Source organism: Bradyrhizobium altum (assembly GCF_020889705.1).
GTDB classification, from domain to species: domain Bacteria; phylum Pseudomonadota; class Alphaproteobacteria; order Rhizobiales; family Xanthobacteraceae; genus Bradyrhizobium; species Bradyrhizobium altum.
Map to the genome: position 1 here is coordinate 13,568 of NZ_JACMYP010000042.1, position 21,471 is coordinate 35,038.

Annotated in this window: 19 protein-coding genes and 1 pseudogene; 12 read left to right on the top strand and 8 right to left on the bottom strand. The window is 65.7% G+C overall.

Going from position 1 to position 21,471, the window contains the following annotated elements; translation table 11 throughout:
- Positions 1-2: 2 nt before the first annotated feature.
- The 4 genes from H8B02_RS13870 to H8B02_RS13885 form a co-directional block, all read right to left on the bottom strand.
- Positions 3-1,199 (bottom strand): ABC transporter substrate-binding protein, encoded by a 1,197-nt coding sequence (locus H8B02_RS13870; protein ID WP_229166755.1) that lies wholly within the window; start codon positions 1,197-1,199, stop codon positions 3-5.
- Positions 1,200-1,362: 163 nt separating this feature from the next.
- Positions 1,363-2,346: an NAD(P)-dependent oxidoreductase gene (locus H8B02_RS13875; protein ID WP_229166756.1), complete on the bottom strand. Its 984-nt coding sequence runs from the start codon at positions 2,344-2,346 to the stop codon at positions 1,363-1,365.
- A 12-nt stretch (positions 2,347-2,358) separates the two neighbouring features.
- Positions 2,359-4,215: a TRAP transporter large permease gene (locus H8B02_RS13880; protein WP_229166757.1), complete on the bottom strand. Its 1,857-nt coding sequence runs from the start codon at positions 4,213-4,215 to the stop codon at positions 2,359-2,361.
- Between the two features lie 9 nt (positions 4,216-4,224).
- The gene (locus H8B02_RS13885; protein ID WP_229166758.1) at positions 4,225-5,256 is read right to left on the bottom strand and encodes a TRAP transporter substrate-binding protein; all 1,032 of its coding nucleotides are present in this window, start codon (positions 5,254-5,256) and stop codon (positions 4,225-4,227) included.
- A 181-nt stretch (positions 5,257-5,437) separates the two neighbouring features.
- Between H8B02_RS13885 and H8B02_RS13890 the strand changes: the two genes are divergently transcribed.
- Positions 5,438-6,184: a FadR/GntR family transcriptional regulator gene (locus tag H8B02_RS13890; protein ID WP_229166759.1), complete on the top strand. Its 747-nt coding sequence runs from the start codon at positions 5,438-5,440 to the stop codon at positions 6,182-6,184.
- 392 nt (positions 6,185-6,576) lie between these two features.
- Here H8B02_RS13890 and H8B02_RS13895 read toward each other — a convergent pair whose 3' ends face one another.
- Positions 6,577-8,622: an adenylate/guanylate cyclase domain-containing protein gene (locus tag H8B02_RS13895; RefSeq protein WP_229166760.1), complete on the bottom strand. Its 2,046-nt coding sequence runs from the start codon at positions 8,620-8,622 to the stop codon at positions 6,577-6,579.
- Positions 8,623-8,812: 190 nt separating this feature from the next.
- Here H8B02_RS13895 and H8B02_RS13900 point away from each other — a divergent pair, with 190 nt between their 5' ends.
- From H8B02_RS13900 to H8B02_RS13945, 10 genes are all read left to right on the top strand, one after another.
- Positions 8,813-9,544, top strand: coding sequence for a cytochrome c biogenesis CcdA family protein (locus tag H8B02_RS13900; RefSeq protein ID WP_229166761.1), 732 nt, complete (start codon positions 8,813-8,815; stop codon positions 9,542-9,544).
- Positions 9,545-9,679: 135 nt separating this feature from the next.
- Positions 9,680-10,144 carry a DoxX family protein gene (locus tag H8B02_RS13905; protein WP_229166762.1) on the top strand — a complete coding sequence of 155 codons (465 nt, stop codon included), beginning with the start codon at positions 9,680-9,682 and terminating at the stop codon, positions 10,142-10,144.
- A gap of 97 nt (positions 10,145-10,241) precedes the next feature.
- Complete coding sequence (locus H8B02_RS13910; RefSeq protein WP_229166763.1) at positions 10,242-12,032, top strand: thioredoxin domain-containing protein; 1,791 nt, start codon at positions 10,242-10,244, stop codon at positions 12,030-12,032.
- A 323-nt stretch (positions 12,033-12,355) separates the two neighbouring features.
- Complete coding sequence (gene bufA2 / locus H8B02_RS13915) at positions 12,356-12,619, top strand: BufA2 family periplasmic bufferin-type metallophore (RefSeq protein ID WP_229166764.1); 264 nt, start codon at positions 12,356-12,358, stop codon at positions 12,617-12,619.
- A 184-nt stretch (positions 12,620-12,803) separates the two neighbouring features.
- Complete coding sequence (gene bufA2, locus H8B02_RS13920; RefSeq protein WP_021077200.1) at positions 12,804-13,061, top strand: BufA2 family periplasmic bufferin-type metallophore; 258 nt, start codon at positions 12,804-12,806, stop codon at positions 13,059-13,061.
- Positions 13,062-13,162: 101 nt separating this feature from the next.
- Positions 13,163-14,062: an MNIO family bufferin maturase gene (gene bufB / locus H8B02_RS13925; protein WP_229166765.1), complete on the top strand. Its 900-nt coding sequence runs from the start codon at positions 13,163-13,165 to the stop codon at positions 14,060-14,062.
- Positions 14,059-14,844, top strand: a complete 786-nt coding sequence (locus tag H8B02_RS13930; RefSeq protein WP_229166766.1) for an HvfC/BufC N-terminal domain-containing protein — start codon at positions 14,059-14,061, stop codon at positions 14,842-14,844. The genes bufB and H8B02_RS13930 overlap by 4 nt, the downstream gene beginning before the upstream one ends.
- 12 nt (positions 14,845-14,856) lie before the next feature.
- A complete protein-coding gene (locus H8B02_RS13935; protein ID WP_229166767.1) occupies positions 14,857-15,633 on the top strand; it encodes a creatininase family protein in 777 nt (258 codons plus the stop codon).
- Positions 15,630-16,619 (top strand): hypothetical protein, encoded by a 990-nt coding sequence (locus H8B02_RS13940; protein ID WP_229166768.1) that lies wholly within the window; start codon positions 15,630-15,632, stop codon positions 16,617-16,619. Before H8B02_RS13935 ends, H8B02_RS13940 begins: the two co-directional genes overlap by 4 nt.
- A 97-nt stretch (positions 16,620-16,716) precedes the next feature.
- Positions 16,717-18,405, top strand: coding sequence for a SulP family inorganic anion transporter (locus H8B02_RS13945; protein WP_229166769.1), 1,689 nt, complete (start codon positions 16,717-16,719; stop codon positions 18,403-18,405).
- Positions 18,406-18,658: 253 nt separating this feature from the next.
- On the opposite strand, the gene H8B02_RS13950 is transcribed toward H8B02_RS13945, so the two are convergent.
- Together H8B02_RS13950 and H8B02_RS13955 are read right to left on the bottom strand one after the other, a co-directional pair.
- Positions 18,659-19,042 carry a hypothetical protein gene (locus tag H8B02_RS13950; RefSeq protein ID WP_229166770.1) on the bottom strand — a complete coding sequence of 128 codons (384 nt, stop codon included), beginning with the start codon at positions 19,040-19,042 and terminating at the stop codon, positions 18,659-18,661.
- 32 nt (positions 19,043-19,074) lie between these two features.
- A pseudogene (locus tag H8B02_RS13955) lies at positions 19,075-20,498 on the bottom strand (FAD-binding oxidoreductase).
- Between the two features lie 160 nt (positions 20,499-20,658).
- Between H8B02_RS13955 and H8B02_RS13960 the strand changes: the two are divergent.
- A complete protein-coding gene (locus H8B02_RS13960) occupies positions 20,659-21,147 on the top strand; it encodes a thioesterase family protein (RefSeq protein WP_229166777.1) in 489 nt (162 codons plus the stop codon).
- An 11-nt stretch (positions 21,148-21,158) separates the two neighbouring features.
- Here H8B02_RS13960 and H8B02_RS13965 read toward each other — a convergent pair whose 3' ends face one another.
- Positions 21,159-21,332, bottom strand: coding sequence for a DUF1328 domain-containing protein (locus H8B02_RS13965; RefSeq protein WP_021077209.1), 174 nt, complete (start codon positions 21,330-21,332; stop codon positions 21,159-21,161).
- Positions 21,333-21,471 lie beyond the last annotated feature (139 nt).

A 21,471-nucleotide genomic window follows, 5' to 3' on the forward strand; every position in this document is an offset into this window, starting at 1 on the left:
TGCTATGTGTATCCCGGCGCCAGCGCGAAGGTGCCGTCCTTGGCGGTCGAGGCTTCCGACATCACGATCTCTTCGGTCAGATAGCCGTTATGCTGGGTCGGCGAGAAGCGGTAATTGCCGAAATAGCCGCGATAGGTCGACAGCGAGTTCCAGTAGTTGACGATGCCGGCGCTGTCGGTCGAGCCGCTTTCCGCGACCGCCTTGGCGATCAGCTCGATGCAATCGATGCCGCCGGCGATCCACCACAGCAGCGTGTCGTTCAGCGCGATGTTGGCCTTGGTCAGCCGCGCGACCAGATCGGCGCTGTTCGGCGGCAGCTTGCCGGCGCTGTCATAGCTGCAGCTCTTGTAGCCGATCGCGTAGACCTTCTTCCAGTTCTCCGGCTTAGCGACCAGGCTCGCGAGCTCGCCCGATGCGAGCGAGGGGTGTCCGACGAAGGGAACATCCCAGCTCATCGCGGCGCGGGTGTTGAACATGCGCGCCTCCATGCCGGTCGACACGCTCCACACCACGATCGCCTCGGCGCCGGCGTTCTTGGCGCGCAGCATGTCCGGCGTCATGTCGGGCTGCGTGGCGTCGACATTGGCCTGATAGACGACCTCGGCGCCGTCCTTCTTGAACGCTGCGACGGAAGCGCCGACCGCGGTGACGCCATAGCCGGTGGTGTCGCCGATCACCGCGACCTTCTTCACCTTGAGGATCTTGAGGCAATAATTGCGCACTGCGTCGTCCCATTGATTGTTCGACGGCGCAATGCGGAACGCGTTGGGGAACTTGACCGGATCGATCAGGGTCTCGACCACGCAGGGGTGCAAATCGGGCATCTTGGCGCGCGCCATGATCGGCGTCGTCGCCAGCGCCTCGCCCGAATTCAGCGGCCCCCAGATCGCGTGGACCTTGGCCTGGCTGATCAGCTCCTGCGTGGCGTTGACAGCCTTGGTCGGGTCGCCCTGGGTGTCGCGCATCACGAGCTCGATCTTGCGGCCCTTCACCCCGCCCGCACCGTTGATGGCATCGACGGCGAAATTGACGCCGCGGTTGAAGCCGACGGTCGGCGCCGAGCTCGGCCCGGTGATCGCCGCGAGACAGCCGATCTTGATCGGTTCGGATTGCGCGATGGCCGGGGCCGGGAAGGAGAATGATGCGGCGCCCAATGCACCGGCGCTGCCCAACAAAACGTCCCGGCGTGAAATGGCCATGTGATGCACTCCCTGTTTCCCTCTCGGCGCCCGTCGTTTGTTGCGGGACGTCCGTTGATTGATTGTCCGCACGCTCTTTGGCCGCGGTTTTACGGGCTCAAGTTTGAGCTGGATGTAAAGGTCTTGTCCAGCCCTTCCGATAGCATTGGGATCAGCTGAACTTTCATGGCCGAGGCCGCCGCGTCCAGTGCTCGGCATTGACAGCTCCGACAGGTATTTCTCCGGCGACGATCTTCGCGACCTGGCGCACGGTCTCCGACGATTGATGCTCGATGGCCTGCGGCGTCAGGCCGCCGACATGCGGCGTTGCAATGACATTGCCGAGCTTCGCAAGCTCCGGCGCCGGCATCTGGTCGGGCGCGCGGCCGACATCCATCGCCGCGCCCGCAATGCGGCCATCGCGCAGCGCGGCCGCCAGCCCCGCCTCGTCGACGAGATTGCCGCGCGACAGGTTGATGAAGAACGCGTGCTTCTGCATCCGCGCCAGCGCCGCCTGCCCGATCAGGTTCTCGGTCTGCGCATTGGCGATCGCGAGGCAGACGACGTAGTCGGCGCGCGCCAGCAGATCGTCGAGCGGCAGATGCGCGATCAGCACATCGTCGATGGCCGCAAAGGGATCGGCGACCAGCACAGTCATGCCGAGCGCCTTGGCAAGGCCGGCAAGATAGCGCCCGATGCTGCCATAGCCGATGATGCCGATCGCGCTTCCCGCAAGCTGGCGGCCCATCACGACCTCGGGCGCCCGGCCCGCGTGATAGTCCGCAGTGGCCCGCGAGACACCGCGCGACAGGTCGACCATGAAGCCGACCGCGAGTTCGGCGACCGATTGCACGAAGCCGGCGCTCGCCTGCGTCACCAGCACGCCGGCGGCGGATGCCGCGGCCACGTCGATATTGCGGATATCGACCGCGCAGCGCACGAAGGCGCGCAGCTTCGGCAGAACCGGAAAGATCGCGCCTGGCCCCTGGGTCATGCGATCGGCGACGATGATGTCGGCGTCGGCCGCGGCCTCGACGAGGGCGGTTGCATCGAGGGCCTTGTCGCCCTCGTGAAGTTCGACGTCAGCGACCGCGCGCAGGCCGTTCAGGCTGCGCTCGCCGTAATAGTCGCGGCGCATTTGCGGGGTATGGGCGAGCAGCACCTTCACGCTTCCACTCCCCTAATAGCCGAGCGCATGCGGCAAGGCCGTGCTGATGGCCGGCACGAAGGCGATCACCAGCAGGCACAGCAACAGCAGGCCGAGATAGCCCGCGATCGGCTTGATGGTCTGCTCGATCGGCACATTGCCGATCAGGCAGGCGCCGTAGAGGCCAAGCCCGAGTGGTGGCGCAAACAGGCCGAGCCCCATCGCGATGACCAGCACGACGCCGAAATGCAGGGGATCGACGCCGAGCTTGACGGCCACCGGCAGCAGCAGCGGGCCGAAGATGATCAGCGCCGCGGCGCCTTCCAGCACCGAGCCCATCACCACCAGCACCAGGATCGACAGCAGCATGAACAGCCAGACGCCATGGCTGCCCGAGATCGCCAGCATGAGGTCGCCGACCGCGTGCGGCACCTGTTGCAAGGTCAGGATGAAGGCGAGCGATTGCGCCGCGGCGACGATGAACAGCACCAGTCCCGAGCGCGTTGCGGATTGCACGAAGCAGTGCGCCAGGCTTTTCACGCCGAGCTCGCGGAACAGCAGGCTGCCGACGGCGATGGCATAGACCGCGGCGAAGGCCGAGATCTCGGTCGCGGTGGCGAAGCCGCTCTTGAAGCCGAAGAAGATCATGAAGATCAGCCCGAACGAGGCGATCGCGCCGGTCCACAAGCCCGACACCGCGGCGCGCGGCTCGGCTTCGACGTTCGCGGCCGGACGCTTGCCGAAAATGATCGACACCGCGATCAGCGCCAGCGCCATCAGCGCGGCCGGCAGCATGCCAGCGACGAACAGGCCGCCGATCGACAGGTTGGCGACGAAGCCGAGGATGATCAGGTTGATGCAGGGCGGAATGGTTTCCGCCATCACGGCGGAGGCCGCGAGCAGCGCCACCGCCCCGCCCGGGTTCTGCCGTGAGCGGCGCGCCGCCGGGATCAGCACCGAACCGACCGCCGCAACATCCGCCATCTTCGAGCCCGAGATGCCGGAGAACAGCACCATCGACATCACCATCACGACGTTGAGCCCGCCGCGCATCCGTCCGACCGCGCGTTGCAACAGCTCGATCAGCCGGACCGACATGCCGTTGGCTTCCATCAGATAGCCGACCAGGATGAAGAACGGGATCGCCAGCAGCACGAAATTGTCGATACCGCGCGCCATCTGCTGGGCGAAGATCACGCCAGGCAACGTGCCTTCCACCCAGATGAAGATCAGCGCCGCCAGTGCCAGCGCAAAGCCGATCGGCAGTCCGCCGAACAGCGTGAGGAAGAAGCCGACCAGCATCAACGTCTGCGACGATGGCACCGACGACGGCGCGAATGCATCCCAGGCCAGATAGAGACCCGCGATGACGGCAGTCGCGACGATGCCTGCCACCATGTCTCGCAACGTCCGGCCGCAGAACGTCTCGAACGCGAAGATGGTCATGAACGCCGCGCCGACGCCCATCGGATAGAACGTCCACTCCAGCGGCAGCCCCGAGCCCGAGGTCTGCCCGGTGGTCAGCCAGCCCATCTTGATGGCGTTGAACGCGACGTAGGCCGCAATGATGGTGACGAGCAGCGCCCCGACCGCGTCGACGATCCGCCGCACGCCCGGCGGCAGCATGTCGACGAAGAAGGCGACACCGAGATTCTCGCTGCGCGCGAGCGCGCTCGCCGCACCGAAGAAGCTCGACCCGACCATCAGGCCGCGGGCGACGTCGTCGGACCACTCGACCGGCGCGTTGAACAGGAAGCGGGCCAGCACCGAGACGCAGACCACCACGAGATCGGCAGCGAGCAGGACCGCGGCGATCGCATCACTGATGCCGAGCAGCGGCGCCGTGATCCGATCGGTGCTGCTTCTCGTAGCAACTGCGGCGACTGACATGCGCCGACCTCAGGCCTGGGTGGCGCGGATCAGATCGACGACGGCCTTCGCCTCGGGCCGCGCCTTGATGAAATTGTCGGTTTGCGGCAGCACGCGCTTGCGGAACGCCTCCTTGTCGCACTCGACGACGGTAACACCCTTCTCCACCAGGGTCGCCAGTCCCTCCTTCTCCACCGCGAGCCCATGCGCGCGGGTGTCGGTCGCGGCCTGCTTCGCCGCGTCGAGAAAGCCGTCGCGCAGCTTGGGGGCCATGCGGTTGAACGTGGTGTCGCTGAAATAGACCGCGAGCGGCGAGAAGATATGCTGGGTCAGCGCGTAGTGCTTCGCCGTCTCGTAGAACTTGCTCGCCAGAATGGTCGGCGGATCGTGCTCAAGGCCGTCGAGCACGCCGGCCTGCAGCGCCGTATAGATCTCGCCGAACGCCAGCGGCGTTGCGGCGGCCCCCATCAGGCGCAGGCATTCGGTGATGATCGGGTTGGGCAGCGTGCGGATCTTCAGGCCGGCGAGATCTTCCGGCGTCTTCACCGGCTTCTTCGCCAGCACGCTGCGGGCGCCGAAATTGTAGGCCCAGGCGATGATGTGGATGCTGCCGCCCTTGAGCAGCGCGTCCTCGATCGGCTTCGCCGCGCCGGCGTCGAACGCCCTGGTCTGCTGCTGGTAGCTGGTGAAGAGGTAGCCGAGATCGAAAGTTCCGACCAACGGCACGAGGTTCGCCGAGATCGACGAGCCCGAGACCATCAGGTCGATCACCCCGAGCTTCACCGAGTTGATGACGTCGATCTCCTGGCCGAGCTGGTTGTCGGGGAAGAAGGTGACCTCGATCTGCTCGCCGAGCCCGTTCGTCTTCAGGCTCTTGACGAGGTTGTCGTAGTAGACGCGGCCGTTGGCATATTTGGGATCGTTCGGGAGCGACGACGAGCACCGCATCTTCATGGTCGCGGCCTGCGCGCGGCCGATGATCGCGGGCGCGGCAGCGAGCCACGCCGCAGCAGCAGCCGACGACCGCAACACGATGCGGCGGTTCACGTGCTTCGAGATCATGATGATGCTCCTCCCCAGGAACGGATCGTTTTTGTCTTCGCTTTGTCTTGGCGTTCTCGTGGCCGCCCGCCGCCTGGCGTGAGCTTGGCAGCGCTTTTGTCATAATGTATGACAAAACGTATTCGGTTGTGCAAGAGCACCGCGGCGGCGGTGCAGGCAACCAACCGCAGCGAGGCTTCCGATGTTCCAGACCTCCAACGCGTTGCGCCGGAGCGTGTACAGCCAGGTCGCCGACCGCGTCGGCAGCAGCATCGTGCGCGGCGAGATCGGCGTCGGCGAGACGCTGCCGCCGGAAATGCAGATCTGCGAGATGATGGATGTCAGCCGCACGGTGGTGCGCGAGGCGATGCGGACGCTGACCGGCAAGGGGTTGATCGAGTCGCGCCCCAAAAGCGGCACGCGGGTGCGGCCACCCGAGCAGTGGAATCAGCTCGATCCCGACGTGCTGCGCTGGCACCTCGAGACCGCGGAGATCGATCGCTATCTCGCCAAGCTGTTCCAGCTGCGCTCGGCAGTCGAGCCCGCCGCCGCAGCGCTGGCAGCGAACCATGCCGAGGCTGACGACATCGCCCGCATCCGCGCCGGATGCGCCGGCATGGACGCGGCCAAGACCAACGAGGACTTCGTCGCCGCCGACATCATATTCCATCAGGCGATCTATTTCGCGACCCGCAACGAGTTTTTCTGGCCGATCGCGCAGATGTTCGAGATTACCCTGCGCCAGAGCTTTACGATCGCGGCCCCCGGCTCGCACCGCCCGCGCGCACTGATCGAGCACCGCGCGGTGCTGGACGCGATCGTCGCCGGAGATGCCGAGGCTGCACGCGAGGCCACGGTGGTGCTGCTGACGCATTCCGCCGACGATCTGGTGCGGATTCGGGGGCGCGAGTTCGAGACGGCGCCGGGCAAAGGCGCGCGCAAGCGATAACCAGCGAGCAACTCTCTCCCCATCGTCGTCCCGGCGAAGGCCGGGACCCATACGCCGCGGCGGATGCTGTCGGTGGGACTCGTCGTTCCAGCGGTGCATAACAATCGGCATTCGGGGTAATGGGTCCTGGCTTTCGCCAGGACGACATCGAGTAGGTGGCGCGATCTCGGGCAAGTTCGGTGTCATCACCCGCGCATGCGCATGCGGGTGATCCAGTATTCCAGAGACGCCTGTGCTCGAGCCGAGGGGCCGCGGCGTACTGGATCGCCCGGTCGAGTGTTCAGCCCGGGCGATGACAGTTGTGGTGGGGACGCAGCTTCGCATTGAGTTGCCCGTCGGTCTGCTTTGCCGCACCTGACGGACTCATTGCACACGCCGCTGCGCAGCTCCCGCTATTTCGACCGCGCCACCGTGGTGCCGTCCCAATCCTCATCGGTGGGATTGGCGAGCTGATGCCTGCATCGCGCGATCATCTGCGTCGAGGCCGCATCCGTGCCGCGGAGTTGCAAGGACCTCTCGAACGCTGCGATCGCCGCGGTGAAATCGCCCGCGCGCCAGGCCGCAAGCCCGGTCTCATAGGACGTGATCCAGTCGCGCGCGATCGCGCCCTCGTCGGCCATTGCGATCAATTCATAGATTTCGAGCCCGCCGGCGCGGCCGTAGACGGCGAGCCGGTCGAGCTCGCGGACGACGATGCGGTCACCGGCCAGACGCCGCGTCTCCGGACCGATGATGATGGTCGATCCATAGACCTTGTTGGTGCCCTCGAGGCGGCTCGCAATGTTCACGGCATCGCCGATCACGGTGTAGTTGAGCCGCACCTCCGAGCCGATATTGCCGACCAGCATGTCGCCGGAATTGATGCCGATGCGGATCCTGACCGCCTCTCCCTTGTCGTCGGCGAGGCCGGCCTGCGTGACCGCGCGCTGGCAGGCGAGCGCAGCCCGGCAGCAATCCGCGGCATGATCCGGATTGGCCGCCGGCGCTCCCCAGAACGCCATGACGGCATCGCCGATGAACTTGTCGATGGTGCCGTTCTCCTGCTGGATCGCTGCGGAGACGATGTCGAAGTAGTGCGACAGCAAGGGGATGATGCGATCGCCCAGCCGTTCCGACATGCCGGTGAAACCGGCGAGGTCGACGAACATCACGCTCATCGGCCGCACCGCGCCGCCGAGCCGCGCGCCATTACCGTCGCTGACCAGCCGCCGCACCAGATCGGCCGGAATGTATTTGCGGAACGCGGCGAGCCCCTGCGCCATGTCGCCGATCGCACCCGACAGGTTTTCGATCTCGGCAAGGCGCGACGGATGCCGCTCGACCTTGTCGAGGTCGAAGCGCTCGACATGCCTGATCTCGCCGACCACCTTGATCAAGGGCGCCGCGATCAGGCGCTGCGCCAGCCAGGCCGACAACAGTCCGGCGGCCGCGATCAGCGCCGCGAGCCCGATCAGCAGGTTGCGGATCGTCATCCGCACCGGGCCGAGGAATTCGGATTCCGGCACCACCGTCACCAGCGACCAGCCGGGGAACGAAATCGGCGTCAGCACCGCCTGATAGGCCTGCCCGTCCCGCGTCACCTGGGACCGGTAAGCCTCGCCCTCGCCGGGATCGTAGGCCTTGCCGGCCTGCCTGATCGCGGCGACCGCAACCGGCAGCAGCGGGTGGTCGGTCTCCAGCGCATTCAGCTCGTCGGCGTCAGCATCGGGAGATGCGATCACGCTGCCGTCGCGATCGAGCAGGAAGGCGCCCGCCGACTTGCCGACCGTGAGCTGCGAGAGGAAGTTCGACACCCGGGTCAATTCGATGATGATGGCGAGCACGCCGGTGCGCTCGCCGTCGACGTCGATCGGCACCGCCAGCATCGCGGCCAGCCGCTCGCCGCGGGGCAGCGTCGTCAGCGTCGACCATTGCTGGTCGCGGGCTGCGATCGCATCGCGAAACCAGGGCTGCTCCGTGACCAGGTATTTGGCATCCTCGACAGTGCTGTCCCTGAGCTTGATGTCGATACCGGCATAGTCGTATCGATCGGCCCGCAGCTTGCGGTCGGGCGAGATGGTCAGCATCTCGACGCCGGCGTCGCCGAGCTTGTGGGCGCCAAAAAACGTGCCGTCCGGCCAGCCGAACGCGACCCACGAAATGGTCGGTTGCGACTGCAGCTGCGACAGGAACACGAACTGCCGCTTGCGCGCGTCGCGGGCGTCCAGCACCTTCTCGGTCAACAGCGTCCGCACCGCCGTCATCGACGAGCGCGCTTCGGTCGTGATCGACTGCAATTCGTCGCCGACTGCGGAGACGATCTGGTCGTTGATGGTGTCGGCCAGCGTCTGGCTCACCCGTTGTGCGGTGCGCCACCACAACAGATGCACGCCGACGGCGCTGACCACGATCGAGGTCAGGACGAGGGCGGAGATGGCGCTGCGGATGCCGATGCGCATCAATGAGGTCCGGATCAGCGGTTGCTTTACCGCATTACGGAACATATCCGCGATTGTTTCACCAGCCCGGGACGCAACGCAGCCCCCGGACACGGGCCTGTGACCATAGTTGAAGGCCTCAGTGACGAAACTTCTGGATTGTTGGCAGCGTACACGCCAAGACAGGCCAGCTATCTTCGAAGGTTCCTTGATGCACGACGTCACGATCCCGGCCGCCTTGATCGCCGGTCTAGTCAGCTTCCTGTCGCCCTGCGTGCTGCCGCTGGTGCCGCCCTATCTGATCTACCTGACCGGCGCGACCATCGAGCAGGTCAATCAGGACGGCGCCACTGCGGCCTCCAAGCGCGCGGTGATGACGGCGGCGCTGATGTTCGTGCTCGGCTTCTCGACCGTGTTCGTGGCGCTCGGCGCCAGCGCGTCGATCGTTGGCGGGCTGGTGCGCGCCTGGTCGGCCGAGCTCTCGATCCTGGCCGGCATCGTCATCATCATCATGGGCCTGCACTTCCTCGGCATCACGCGGATCGGCCTGTTGATGCGCGAGGGGCGGCTGACCGCGCCCAAGCCGGTCGGGCTGTGGGGCGCCTACGTCATGGGGCTGGCGTTCGCGTTCGGCTGGACGCCCTGCATCGGGCCGATCCTGGCCGCGATCCTCTCGATTGCGGCCGCGGAGGCCACGGTGACCAAGGGCGCCGGCCTGCTCGCGGTGTATTCCGCCGGGCTCGGCATCCCCTTCCTGCTCGCCGCCTTCATGGTCAAGCAGTTCTCCTCGGTGTTCGCGCGGATGAAACGCCATCTCGACACGGTCGAGCGCGTGATGGGCGTGCTGATGGTGGTCACTGGCATCGGCTTCCTGACCGGCGCGGTGTCGGGTGTCAGCGTCTGGCTGCTGGAAACCTTCCCGGCGCTGCAAAATATCGGCTAGGGCCCGTAACAAGCCCGCTATCCCCGGCGAAACTCCCACCATGACGCGGCCGTAGCTCTTGGCTCGTGTCCTTTGACGCGCGTTCGCACTGGACGCCGGCGCAGGCTGCGTGGCGGAATATTGGGAGGGTTTCGCATGAATTTCATCATCAACCTGCTGATTCTGCTCCCGGCGCGGATCGCGTCGCATTTCTCCTGGGCCGGGCCGCTGATCATGCGGATCATCGTCGGCTACACCTTCATGCTGGCCGGCTGGGGCAAGCTCACCAATCTCGCCCAGGTCACCGAGAACTTCGTCGGTTGGGGCATTCCCTTCCCGACCATCCTCACCCCCTTCGTGTCCGGCGTCGAATGCTTCGGCGGCGCGATGCTGATCCTCGGCCTGTTCACCCGCATCCCCGCCGCTATGCTCGCGGTGGTGATGATCGTCGCGATCAGGTCGGCGAAATGGGGCGACGTCGACTCGCTGGAAACGCTGCTCGGGTTCGAGGAAGCGACCTACTTCGCCGCCTTCATGTGGCTTGCGATCGCAGGGCCCGGCGCCGCCTCGCTGGACCGCCTGCTGGTCAACGCGGCCGAGGGCCGGAAGGCGCCGACCTGAGAGCAACCCGGAAGGCCGGCTCACAATCCCGTGAGCTCGCGAGCCTCGACCCCAGCGGCCCCGTAGCTCAAACGACCCTCGCCTTCGGGAGCGCGCCATGAGACTTGTCCGCAGCATCGCAATTCTCATGGCGTTGAGCGCATCGCCCTCCCTTGCGGCAGACGCCCCGGCATGGACCGGCTGGAGCCAGGATTTGTTCGCGCGCGCCACGACCGAGCAGCGCTTCGTCATCCTCGATCTCGAGGCGGTATGGTGCCACTGGTGCCACGTGATGGAGAAGACGACCTACGCCGACCCCAAGGTGCAGGAGCTGCTTGCGGCGAAATACCTTCCGGTCCGCGTCGACCAGGACGCCAATCCGGATCTTTCGAGCCGCTACGGCGACTGGGGCTGGCCTGCGACCATCGTGTTCGCGCCTGACGGCAGCGAGATCGCCAAGATCAGGGGCTACATCGAGCCTGAGCGGATGCAGGCGCTGCTCAAGGCGATCATCGACGATCCCTCGCCGGGCCCGTCGGTCGGCGAGGCGTTCGAGATCAAGCCCGCCACATCGGCCTTTCTCGGCAAGGCGCAACGCACCGCGTTGACCAGAACCTTCGACGAATCCTACGACGACAAGCTCGGCGGCTGGGGCGAGAACCAGAAATATATCGACGCCGACAGCCTCGACTTGGCGATCAGCCGGGCGGAAGCCGGCGACGCCACCGCGACAAGGCGCGCAAGGCAGACGCTCGATGCCGCGGTCGCGCTGATCGATCCGGTGTGGGGCGGCGTGTTCCAGTATTCCGAGGCCGGCTCCTGGAGCCATCCGCATTTCGAGAAGATCATCTCGTTCCAGTCGCAATATCTGCGGCAATACAGTCAGGCCTATGCGCAATGGAAGGATCAGAAATATCTCGCGGCCGCGCGCGATGTCGAACGTTACCTCACGGATGTCCTGCTGAGCCCCGACGGCGCCTTCTATGTCAGCCAGGACGCCGATCTCAATCACGACGTCGACGGACACGCCTATTATGCGCTGACGGATCCCGCGCGCCGGAAGCTCGGCCTGCCGCGCATCGACACCAACCTCTATGCGCGCGAGAACGGCTGGGCGATCTCGGGCCTCGTGGCCTATTACGACGCGAGCGCCGATCCCAAGGCGCTGTCGATCGCCGAACGCTCGGCGAAATGGGTGCTCGCCAATCGTGCGCTGCCGGACGGCGGCTTCCGCCATGGCGACAAGGATCGCGGCGGCCCCTTCCTCGGCGACACCGTCGCGATGGGACAGGCCCTGCTCGATCTCTACGCCGCGACCGGCAATCGCGACTGGCTGACGTCGGCGGTGCGAGCCGGCGACTTCGCCGCGGCGTTCCGTGACGAGACCGGCGGCTTCTTCACCTCGAAGACGTCGGAAGGACAAGCCGGCGTGTTCGCCAAGCCCGCCAAGCTGATCGACGACCAGATCCAGGTCGCGCGCTTCATGAACATACTCAATCGCTATACCGGCAGCGACGGCACCCGCGGACTGGCGGAGCATGCGATGCGCTATCTCGGTGCGGCTTCGAGCGAGATCCCGCGGCCGATGCCCGGCGTGCTGCTCGCCGATGAGGAGCTGGCCACCGAGCCGACGCATGTCACCGTCGTCGGACACAAGGACGACACGCGCGCGCAGCGCCTGCATGCGATCGCTCGCGCCCTGCCCGCCCGTTACAAGCGGCTCGAATGGCTCGACCTGCGCGAGGGCAAGCTACCCAACCCGGACGTCGACTATCCCGACCTCGGCGAGCCCGCGGCCTTCGCCTGCAGCAACCGCATCTGCTCATTCCCGGCGTTCAGCGCCGAGGAATTGCAGGCCAACGTGGCGCAGATGGCGAAGCTGAAGCTGGCGCGCGCCGTGCAAAACTGATTAAAATGCAGACTGTGCAACGCAGCAAACCGGTCGGCTCGGCGCAATGAAATACTCTTTGGCCCACGGTGTTTGACATGGACCGGGCGTCAGACCCGGGCCAAACAAAATTTTCTTTCGAAGCGCTGTAACCAAATCGCCTGATACCCCGTAGCTGATCTTGGACGAGCACTCAAATCGCGGGAAGCACCGCGCCGCGGACGCCCCTGCGATCTGATTGTTCTCCGAATGTCCATCCGTTGTGCGGTCCGGGATCGAACGATCGTCGGATGCTCACGGCGCCATGTTTTTTTTGCTTTTAAACAATCACCGAGGAGATCGTCATGAAGTTGAGTTCGAAGTCCGGCGCAACGCTCGCCGTCGCTGCGGCCACCCTGTTCCTCGCCGGCTCCGTGGTTTCGACCACCTCGACGCCCGCCAATGCCGCCACGGGCAAGTGCATGGCCGGCAATGCCTGCAAGGGCCAGAGCGCCTGCAAGGGCGGCGCCAATTCCTGCAAGGGCCTGAACGCCTGCAAGGGCACCGGCTTCTCGCTGAGCTCCGAAAAGCAGTGCAACGCGATGGGCGGCAAGTTCGTCAATAGCTGATCGCATCGTCCCAAGAGGACCCGGCGACGGCGCCGGGCCTTTTCACGCCACGGCGCGGATAAATGATCCCAGCATGAGTAACCAAAGCGGTGCATATCCGTAGCTATCACTGGGTGCAGCCTTCGGCCAACTCACACGGGTTGCGGGCGGCGCACCTTCAACCATTGTTCACAAGGAGACGCTCATGAAGCTTACAACCAAGTCCGGTGCAACGCTCGCCGCCGCCGCAGCTACGCTTTTCCTGGCCGGAGCCGTGGTGTCGACACAGTCCTACGCTGCGAGCGAAGGCAAATGCGTTGGCGCCAATGCATGCAAGGGCCAGAGCGCCTGCAAGGGCGGCAATCACGCCTGCAAGGGTCAGAATGCCTGCAAGGGCCAGGGCTTTGCCGAGATGACGAAGGCCGACTGCACCGCGGCGAAGGGCAAGTTCAAGGCCGGGTGAACGGATCGGACCAAACGGGGCCCGGTGTAGGCCGGGCCTCGTTTCCATGATAGTTTTGAAGTTGGGCGCCGCGATCCTGGCGCCGGAAGCGCGGAGCCGCCATGAACGTTGCGAGCCGATCACCGGACAAGTCGGTGCTCGCAGAGCGCCCGCTGCAATCAGCCAAGCCGCCCTTCCTCGGCTTCGGCCTCGGCCTGCGTGCCCAGCACTACGACGAGATCCTGAACGGAAATCCGCCGATCGACTGGTTCGAGGTGATCAGCGAGAACTACATGCTGCCGGGCGGCCAGCCGCTGCGCATCCTCGACCGGATCTGCGCGCGCTATCCCGTGGTGATGCACGGCGTCTCGCTGTCGATCGCCTCCACCGCGCCGCCGAACTTCGACTATCTGCAGGGCCTGAAGGACCTCGCGGCGCGCGTGCAGCCGAAATGGGTGTCCGACCATCTGTGCTGGACCGGCGTACACGGCAAGAACCTGCACGATCTGCTGCCGATCCCTTATACGCAGGAGGCGCTCGATCACGTCGTGAGCCGGGTGCAACTGGTGCAGGATTTCCTCGGCCGCGCCATCGTGCTCGAGAATGTCTCGACCTATGTGCAGTTCAACAATTCCGAGATGACGGAGTGGGAATTCCTCTCCGAGCTGTCGCGCCGCTCCGGCTGCTGGCTGCTGTTCGACATCAACAATGTCTATGTCAGCGCCTTCAACCACGGCTACGATCCGATGGCCTTCCTCAACGGCATTCCAGCCGATCGCGTGGCGCAATTCCACATGGCGGGCCACAGCCATATGGGCACCCACATCATCGATACGCACGACCATCCGGTGTGCGAGGATGTCTGGGATCTCTATGTTGCGGCGCTGAAGCGGTTCGGACGGGTCTCGACCATGATCGAGCGCGACGACAACATCCCGCCGCTCGACGAATTGCTGCACGAGGTCGGGCGCACCCGCGCGATCGCCGGGCAGGTGCTGCCGATGGGCGCGCCGGCGACATGAGCGACTTTGCGCGCCAGCAGGGCGACTTCCAGCACGCCATCCTCAGCGGCGGCGACGGCATCCTGACCGAAATCCTCGACAGCCCCAGGGAGACGCGCGCGACGCTGTTCGGCGTCTATCGCCATGCCTACGGCTCGCGGCTGGTCGAGGCGATGCGTAACGACCACGAGCTGCTGCATCGCTATCTCGGCGACGAGATGTTCGACGAGATGGGCCATGCCTACGTCAAGGCACGGCCGTCCGAGCACCCGAACCTGCGCTGGTTCTCGCAGGGATTGCCGGACTTTCTGAAGGCCACCGCCCCCTACAGCAACCATCCGGTGCTCGCCGACCTCGCCGCGCTGGAGAAGGCGTTGAACGACGCCTTCGACGCCGGTGAAGGCGCCGTGCTCGGCCTGGAGGCGATGGCCGGTTTCGCGCCCGAGCAATGGAACGACCTGGTGTTCCAGCCGCATCCGAGCGCTGCGAGGGTCGACCTGTCGACCAATGCGGCTGCGATCTGGATGGCACTGAAGAACGACGAGACGCCGCCCGAGGCGGCGACGCTCGCCGAACCCGCGCGTCTCCTGATCTGGCGTCAGGACACAACGCCGATGTTCCGCGAGCTGCCGACGGAGGAAGCAATGATGTGGGACGAAGCCTCCGATGGCGTTCCGTTCGGCGTGCTCTGCGAGATGCTCGCGACCTATGACGATCCCGACAATGCCGCGGCGCGCGGCGCCGGCTATCTGCATGGCTGGATCACGGCCGGACTCCTGATGGCGGCTGCCATCCGCAAATAGAGGGCCCGCGGCATGGGCGCCGACATCGTCAGCCATTTCATCGAACGCCTCACCTGGGACGAGGTCGCGCGGCGAATTGCGGCTGGGCGGCCAGCGATCCTGCCGATCGGCGCCGCCGCCAAGCAGCATGGTTTCCATTTGCCGCTCAACACCGACCGCCTGCAGGCCGAATGGTTTGCAGCGCATCTCGCCGAACGCTTCGATGCGCTGATCTGGCCGACCGTCACCTACGGTCACTACCCCGCTTTCGTCGCATATGCGGGCAGCGCCAGCCTGTCGGCAGCAACGTTCGAAGCCATGGTGCATGAGATCGCCGTCGGCATCCTCGACGGCGGCGTCAACAGATTGTTCGTGCTCAACACGGGGATCAGCACGCTCGCTCCGGTCGAACGCGCGCTGGCGCCCTTCGAGCCGGCCCGGGTGAGGCATCTGCGGCTCTACCAGGGCCCGCGCTTCCGCCGCACGGCCGAGCAGATCTCCGAGCAACGCCATGGCAGCCATGCCGACGAACTGGAGACATCCCTGATGCTGGCGCTGGCTCCGGACGTGGTCGATCCGGAACGCGCCGAAGCCAGCCCCGCCCTGCGGCACGAGGCGCCTGGCCGCCTGACGCCGTCGGACAGCACTTCGCCGAACTACAGCCGCTCCGGCAGTTACGGCGATCCGACGCTCGCAACATCAGCCAAGGGCGAGGCACTGCTCGCGGCAATTCTCGACGATCTCGGCGATCAGGTGGCTGCGGCCCTTGGCGAGAACGCCATGCCACGGCGGCGCGGCACGCCGCGATGAAGAGCATCCCGACATATCGCGTGATCGCTGGCGCGATGCTGGTCGCGGCGATCCTCATCGGCATCGCATCGTGTCACGTCAAGGCGCAGTCCGAGTTCATGCGCGGCGAGGGCATGCCTTACGACGCCTTCGACCGGCTGCCCAAGACCGATCTCGACGTCGCCGGCGCCACCATCCATGTCGGGTTCGCACCCGGCGAGATGGCGCTGCCGAAGGAAGAAATATTCGACTGGATCAAGGCGTCCGCCCGCGCGGTCTCGATCTATTACGGCCGGTTTCCCGTCAGCTCGTTGCGGCTCTTGATCGTGCCGGTCGACGGTTCGCGCGTTCGCGGCGGCACCACATGGGGTTATCGCGGCGCCGCGATCCGGCTGCCGATCGGCCGCGGCGCGGGCGTGGACGATCTCAAGCGCGACTGGGTGATCGTGCACGAGATGGTGCACACCGCCCTGCCCGATCTCGACGACCGCTATGCCTGGCTGTCGGAGGGGCTCGCGGTCTATGTCGAGCCTATCGCGCGGGTGCAGGCCGGCGATCTCACCGCGCGGGAGATCTGGCTGGCGATGCTGCGCGACATGCCCAAGGGCCTGCCGCAGCCCGGCGACGAGGGCCTCGACAAGACCGACACCTGGGGCCGGAAATACTGGGGCGGCGCGATGTTCTGCCTGTTCGCCGATGTCGAGATCCGCAAGCGCACCGGCAACAAATTCGGCCTGCAGGATGCCATGCGCGGCGTGCTCGCCGCCGGCGGCAATCACGAAAAGGACTGGCCGATCGCGCGCGTGCTCTCGACCGCCGACAAGGCGGTCGGCGTCGACGTGCTGACGCGGCTGCACAGCGAATGGGGATCGAAGCCCGTGACGCCCGATCTCGCCGCGCTGTGGCGCGATCTCGGCGTCAGGCTGCAGGGCGACAGCGTCGAATTCGACGACCGCGCACCGCTGGCCGATATCCGCAAGGCGATCACCGAAGCACGCGCTGGCTAGCGAACCGCTTCGCGGCTGCACACGGCCCAACTGCGCTGGATTTTGCCGGCGCGATGTCGGACTATCGGCGAATCGCCGCAATCCTCACGGGAGACCGATGGCCGACGTTCATCAGACACGCGCCAACTGGCCGATCTTCCGTTCACTCAGCGCGTTCCGGCCGGGCGACTTGCCGGGCGATCTGATTGCCGGGCTGACGCTCGCCGCGATCGCGATCCCCGAGCAGATGGCGACCGCCCGGCTCGGCGGCTTCTCACCGCAGATCGGCTTCTTCGCCTTCATGGCGGGCTCGCTCGGCTTTGCGATGTTCGGCGCCAATCGCTTCCTGTCCTGCGGCGCCGATTCCACGATCACGCCGATCTTCGCGGCCGGCCTGGCGCTGATGGCGACCGCTGGCTCGCCCGACTATCAGCAGCTGGCGATGGCACTGGCGCTGATGGTCGGTGCGATCATGATCGCCGGCGGCCTGTTCAAGCTCGGCTGGATCGCCAATCTGCTGTCGACGCCGGTGACGGTCGGCTTCCTCGCCGGCATTTCCGTCCACATCCTGGTCTCGCAATTGCCGGGAGTGCTCGGCCTGACCACGCCGGACGGTCCGACGCTCTACAAGCTCGGGGTCCTCACCGAGAAGATCGGCCAGACCAATGCCTACACGCTGGCGATCGGCCTCGGCGTGCTGGCGCTCGTTGCCGGATCGGAGAAGATCAGCGCGCGGATTCCGGGCGCGCTGATCGGCCTTGTGGTGGCCACCATCGCTGTGATCGCCGGCCATCTCGAAAGCAAGGGCGTCAAGGTGGTCGGCACCGTGCCCGGGTCGTTGCCCACGCCATCGCTTCCGGACATCGCGCCGGAGCGATGGATCAAATTGTTGTCGCTCGCGATCCTGATTGCCATCGTCGTCATGGTGCAGACCGCGGCGACGACGCGCTCATTTCTGTCCGATCCGGACAAGCCGGCCGACGTCGATCGCGACTTCCTCGGCGCCGGCGCCGGCAGCCTGCTCGCCGGCTTGTTCGGCGCCTTCCCCGTCAACGCCAGCCCGCCGCGCACCGGCATCGTCTCGGAGACCGGCGGCCGCACGCAGCTCGCCGGGATGTTTGCCGCCGCCATCGTGCTCGCGCTGCTGGCGTTCGGTGCGACGCTGCTGCAGCACGTGCCTGATGCGGCGCTCGGCGGGGTCCTGCTGTTCGTGGCGCTGCGCATCATTCGCGTGAAGCAGATCGTCGCGATCTACCGCCAGTCGTTCTACGAATTCCTGCTGGTGGTGGCGACGGCAGCCGCGATCATCGTGCTGCCGATCGAGCAAGGCGTCGCGGTCGGCATCGCGCTGTCGCTGCTGCACGGCATCTGGACCACGACGCGCGGCCAGCTGGTGGAATTCGTCCACGTGCCCGGCACCACGATCTGGTGGCCGACCGGCCCGCACGTCACCGGCGAGCGCAAGCCCGGCATCGCCGTGCTCGGCCTGCAGGCGCCGTTGTCGTTCCTCAACGCGGAAGGTTTTCACAGCGGCGTGCTCAAGACCATCGGCCACGCGACACCCAAGCCGAAACTGCTGGTGATCGAGGCCAGCGGCATGATCGAGATCGATTTCACGGCGGCGCAGGCGCTGCGCGAGCTGTTTCGCGAATGCCGCGATGACGGCGTGGCAGTCGCCGTGGCGCGGCTCGAGTCCTCCCGCGCACAGGAAGCGTTCGAGCGCTTCGATCTCTACGGTGTCCTGCAGCGGGACCACGTCTTCCACAGCGTCGATGAAGCGGTGCGCACGCTCGGCGGACCGACGTAGATTTGGTCCGTAGCCCCGAGTGAGCAGCATGTCCGCCGTGGCTCGAAGAGCGAAGGCGGAAGCGATACCCGGGGGAAACCGTTCCCGCATATCGCTTCGCTCATGCGGGCTACAGAGTCAGAACCAGAGATCGATGAGATCAGCTGCGTAGCCCGGATGAAGCGAAGCGCAATCCGGGATTCTCTCGCACGTTGAAGAACCGTCCCGGATTTCGCTTCGCTTCATCCGGGCTAGACTCGCCTCCAACTCAAACCTATTCGCCCTCGAGCGTCGGATGCTCCTTCAGCACCTCGGCCTTGATCGAGCCCGCGTTGATGGCGCGGAACAGCGCCCGGCCCGTCTTAATGTTGTTCGCCTTCATGCAGAGGCCGACGATCTCGCGCACCGCGGCATCCCGCACCAGCTCGTCGGAGATCTTCATCGCGGTCTCCATCGCGACCTTGGCGGCACGCTCGTAGCGGTCGCGCTGGATCTGCTGCTTCTGCGAGCGCTTGTCGGGCGAAGAGACCGCCTCGGCGCAGCCGGCCGCATCGCGGCAGATCGCACGAATCCGCTGCGCAGCCTCGATGTTACCGAGCGGCTGCGCGACGGGGTCGTCCCAGATATCCTTCCGCTTGGCCTTGCTGAACCACGACATCGCAACGTCCTGTGGCCGGAATATCCGATCGGTTAAGCCGCAGGAACGATCTTGCCGGGATTGAAAATATTCTGCGGATCGAGCGCCTGCTTCAGCGCCCGCATCGCGTCGAGCGCCTCCGGGCCGAGCTCGGCCTTCAGATATTTCTGCTTGCCCTGGCCGATGCCGTGCTCGCCGGTGCAGGTGCCGTCCATGGCCTGCGCGCGTTCGACCAGCCGATGCATGAACTCCTCGCCGCGCGCCATCTCGTCCTTGTTGTTGACGTCGCAGACCAGCGAGCAGTGGAAATTGCCGTCGCCGACATGGCCGACGATCGGCGACAGCAGATTGAGCCGCTTCAGATCGTCCTCGGTCTCGGTGACGCAGTCGGCAAGCCGCGAGATCGGCACGCAGACGTCGGTTGCGACCACGCCGATGCTGTCGCCGGGGCGCAGCGCCTTGACCGACCAATAGGCATCGTGCCGGGCCTGCCACAGCTTGGTGCGGTCCTCCGGCTTGGTGGTCCAGGTGAAGTCACCGCCGCCGCACTCAGCGGCGATGTCGCGGAAATTCTTCGACTGCTCGGCGACCTCGACCTCGCTGCCGTGGAATTCCAGCAGCAGCAGCGGCGTCTCCGGCAGCGACAGCTTTGAATAATTGTTGCAGGCCTTCACCTGTGCGGCATTGAGCAGCTCGATCCGGGCGACCGGGATGCCGGTCTGGATCGCGAGGATCGTGGCCTGGCAGGCGCCGCGCACCGTCTCGAACGAACAGGCGGCGGCCGCGATCGTGTCGGGGATGCCGCGCAGGCGGATGGTCAGCTCGGAGATGATGCCGAGCGTACCCTGGCGCCGATGAACAGATGCGTCAGGTCGTAACCGGCCGACGACTTCTTGGCCCGCGTGCCGGTCGTGATGATCTCGCCGTCGCCGCGCACCACCTTCAGCGCCAGCACGTTCTCGCGCATGGTGCCGTAGCGCACCGCGTTGGTGCCGGAGGCGCGGGTCGAGGTCATGCCGCCGAGCGAGGCATCGGCGCCGGGATCGATCGGGAAGAACAGCCCCTGGTCGCGCAGATACTCGTTCAGCGCCTTGCGGGTCACACCGGGCTGGATCACGCAGTCGAGGTCCTCGGCATGCACCTCGAGCACCTTGTTCATGTCACGCAGGTCGATGCAGACGCCGCCCGCGGGCGCGTTGACCTGGCCCTCCAGCGAGGTTCCGGTGCCGAAGGCGATGACGGGCACGCGATTGGCGGCGCAGATCCGCACCACGTCCTGGATGTCGGCGGTTTCCTGCGCCATCACCACAGCATCGGGCGGCTGGGTCGGCAGCCATGTGGTGGTATGGGCGTGCTGCTCGCGCACCGCCTGCGACGTCACGAGCCGGTTGCCGAACCGGGCCGCCAGCGCGTCGATCGCGCGCTTCAGGGCCTGCGGCTCAGGTCGCGTCAGATTGCTCGAAATCGTTGTCGCCACGTCGAATTTCCTCCCGGCTTTAGCCGACCGTGGCAAAGCTTGTATAATGGGTCAAGAGAGCCTGACTTGAAAAAGTGGACGCCGGCGTCACAGAAAAGCTCATGCTCGAACGCCAACGAACCGGGGATGGATGATGACTTCAGTGACTGCCGAGAGCGAGATGCCACTACCGGCCGCCCCGTTCAAATCTTCCGTGATGCAGATCGAGCCGCAATGGATCGACTATAACGGCCACCTCAACATGGCCTACTACAATGTGATGTTCGACCGCGCCATCGACGAGATGTGGCTGCAACTCGGCATCGGGCCGGCCTACATGAAGCAGCGGCAGTGCTCGACCTTCACCGCCGAGTGCCACGTCCGCTACTTGCGGGAAATCCATCTCGGCGATCCCGTGCAGGTCCAGGTCACCCTGCTCGGCGCCGACGAGAAGCGGCTGCACACGTTCGAGGAGCTGCGCCACGCTACCGAGGGCTGGCTTTCCGCGACCTCGGAGAACCTCACGCTCCACATCGACATGGAGGCGCGCAAGGTGGCGCCGTTTCCACCTGACATCCGCACCCGCATTCAGAAGATCGTGGATAGCTATGCGGGTGTGTCGCGTCCCGAGGGCATCGGCCGCAACGTGGTGATGCCCTCGAAGAAATAACGAGCCCTTCGCTAGACCCTTGTGCGGCCGCGCGCCAATCCGACCACCGCCGACACCAGGAACAGGATGATGGCGATGAAAAAGATCGCCTTGGCGATTTCGATCGAGGCGCCGGCGATACCGCCGAAGCCCAGAATGCCCGCGATCAGGGCGATGACCAGGAATGTGACGACCCAGCTCAACATGATCAAACCTCTCGCTTCGTTTCCTTGTTCGATTCCTGACGCAGGCGTTTAGCCGGCGCCGCATTCGTTGAAACAATCCCGCGGGGAAACGCTGGTTCCTGAGCGCGAAACCGGGAAATTTTCGCCGATTTCCGGAACC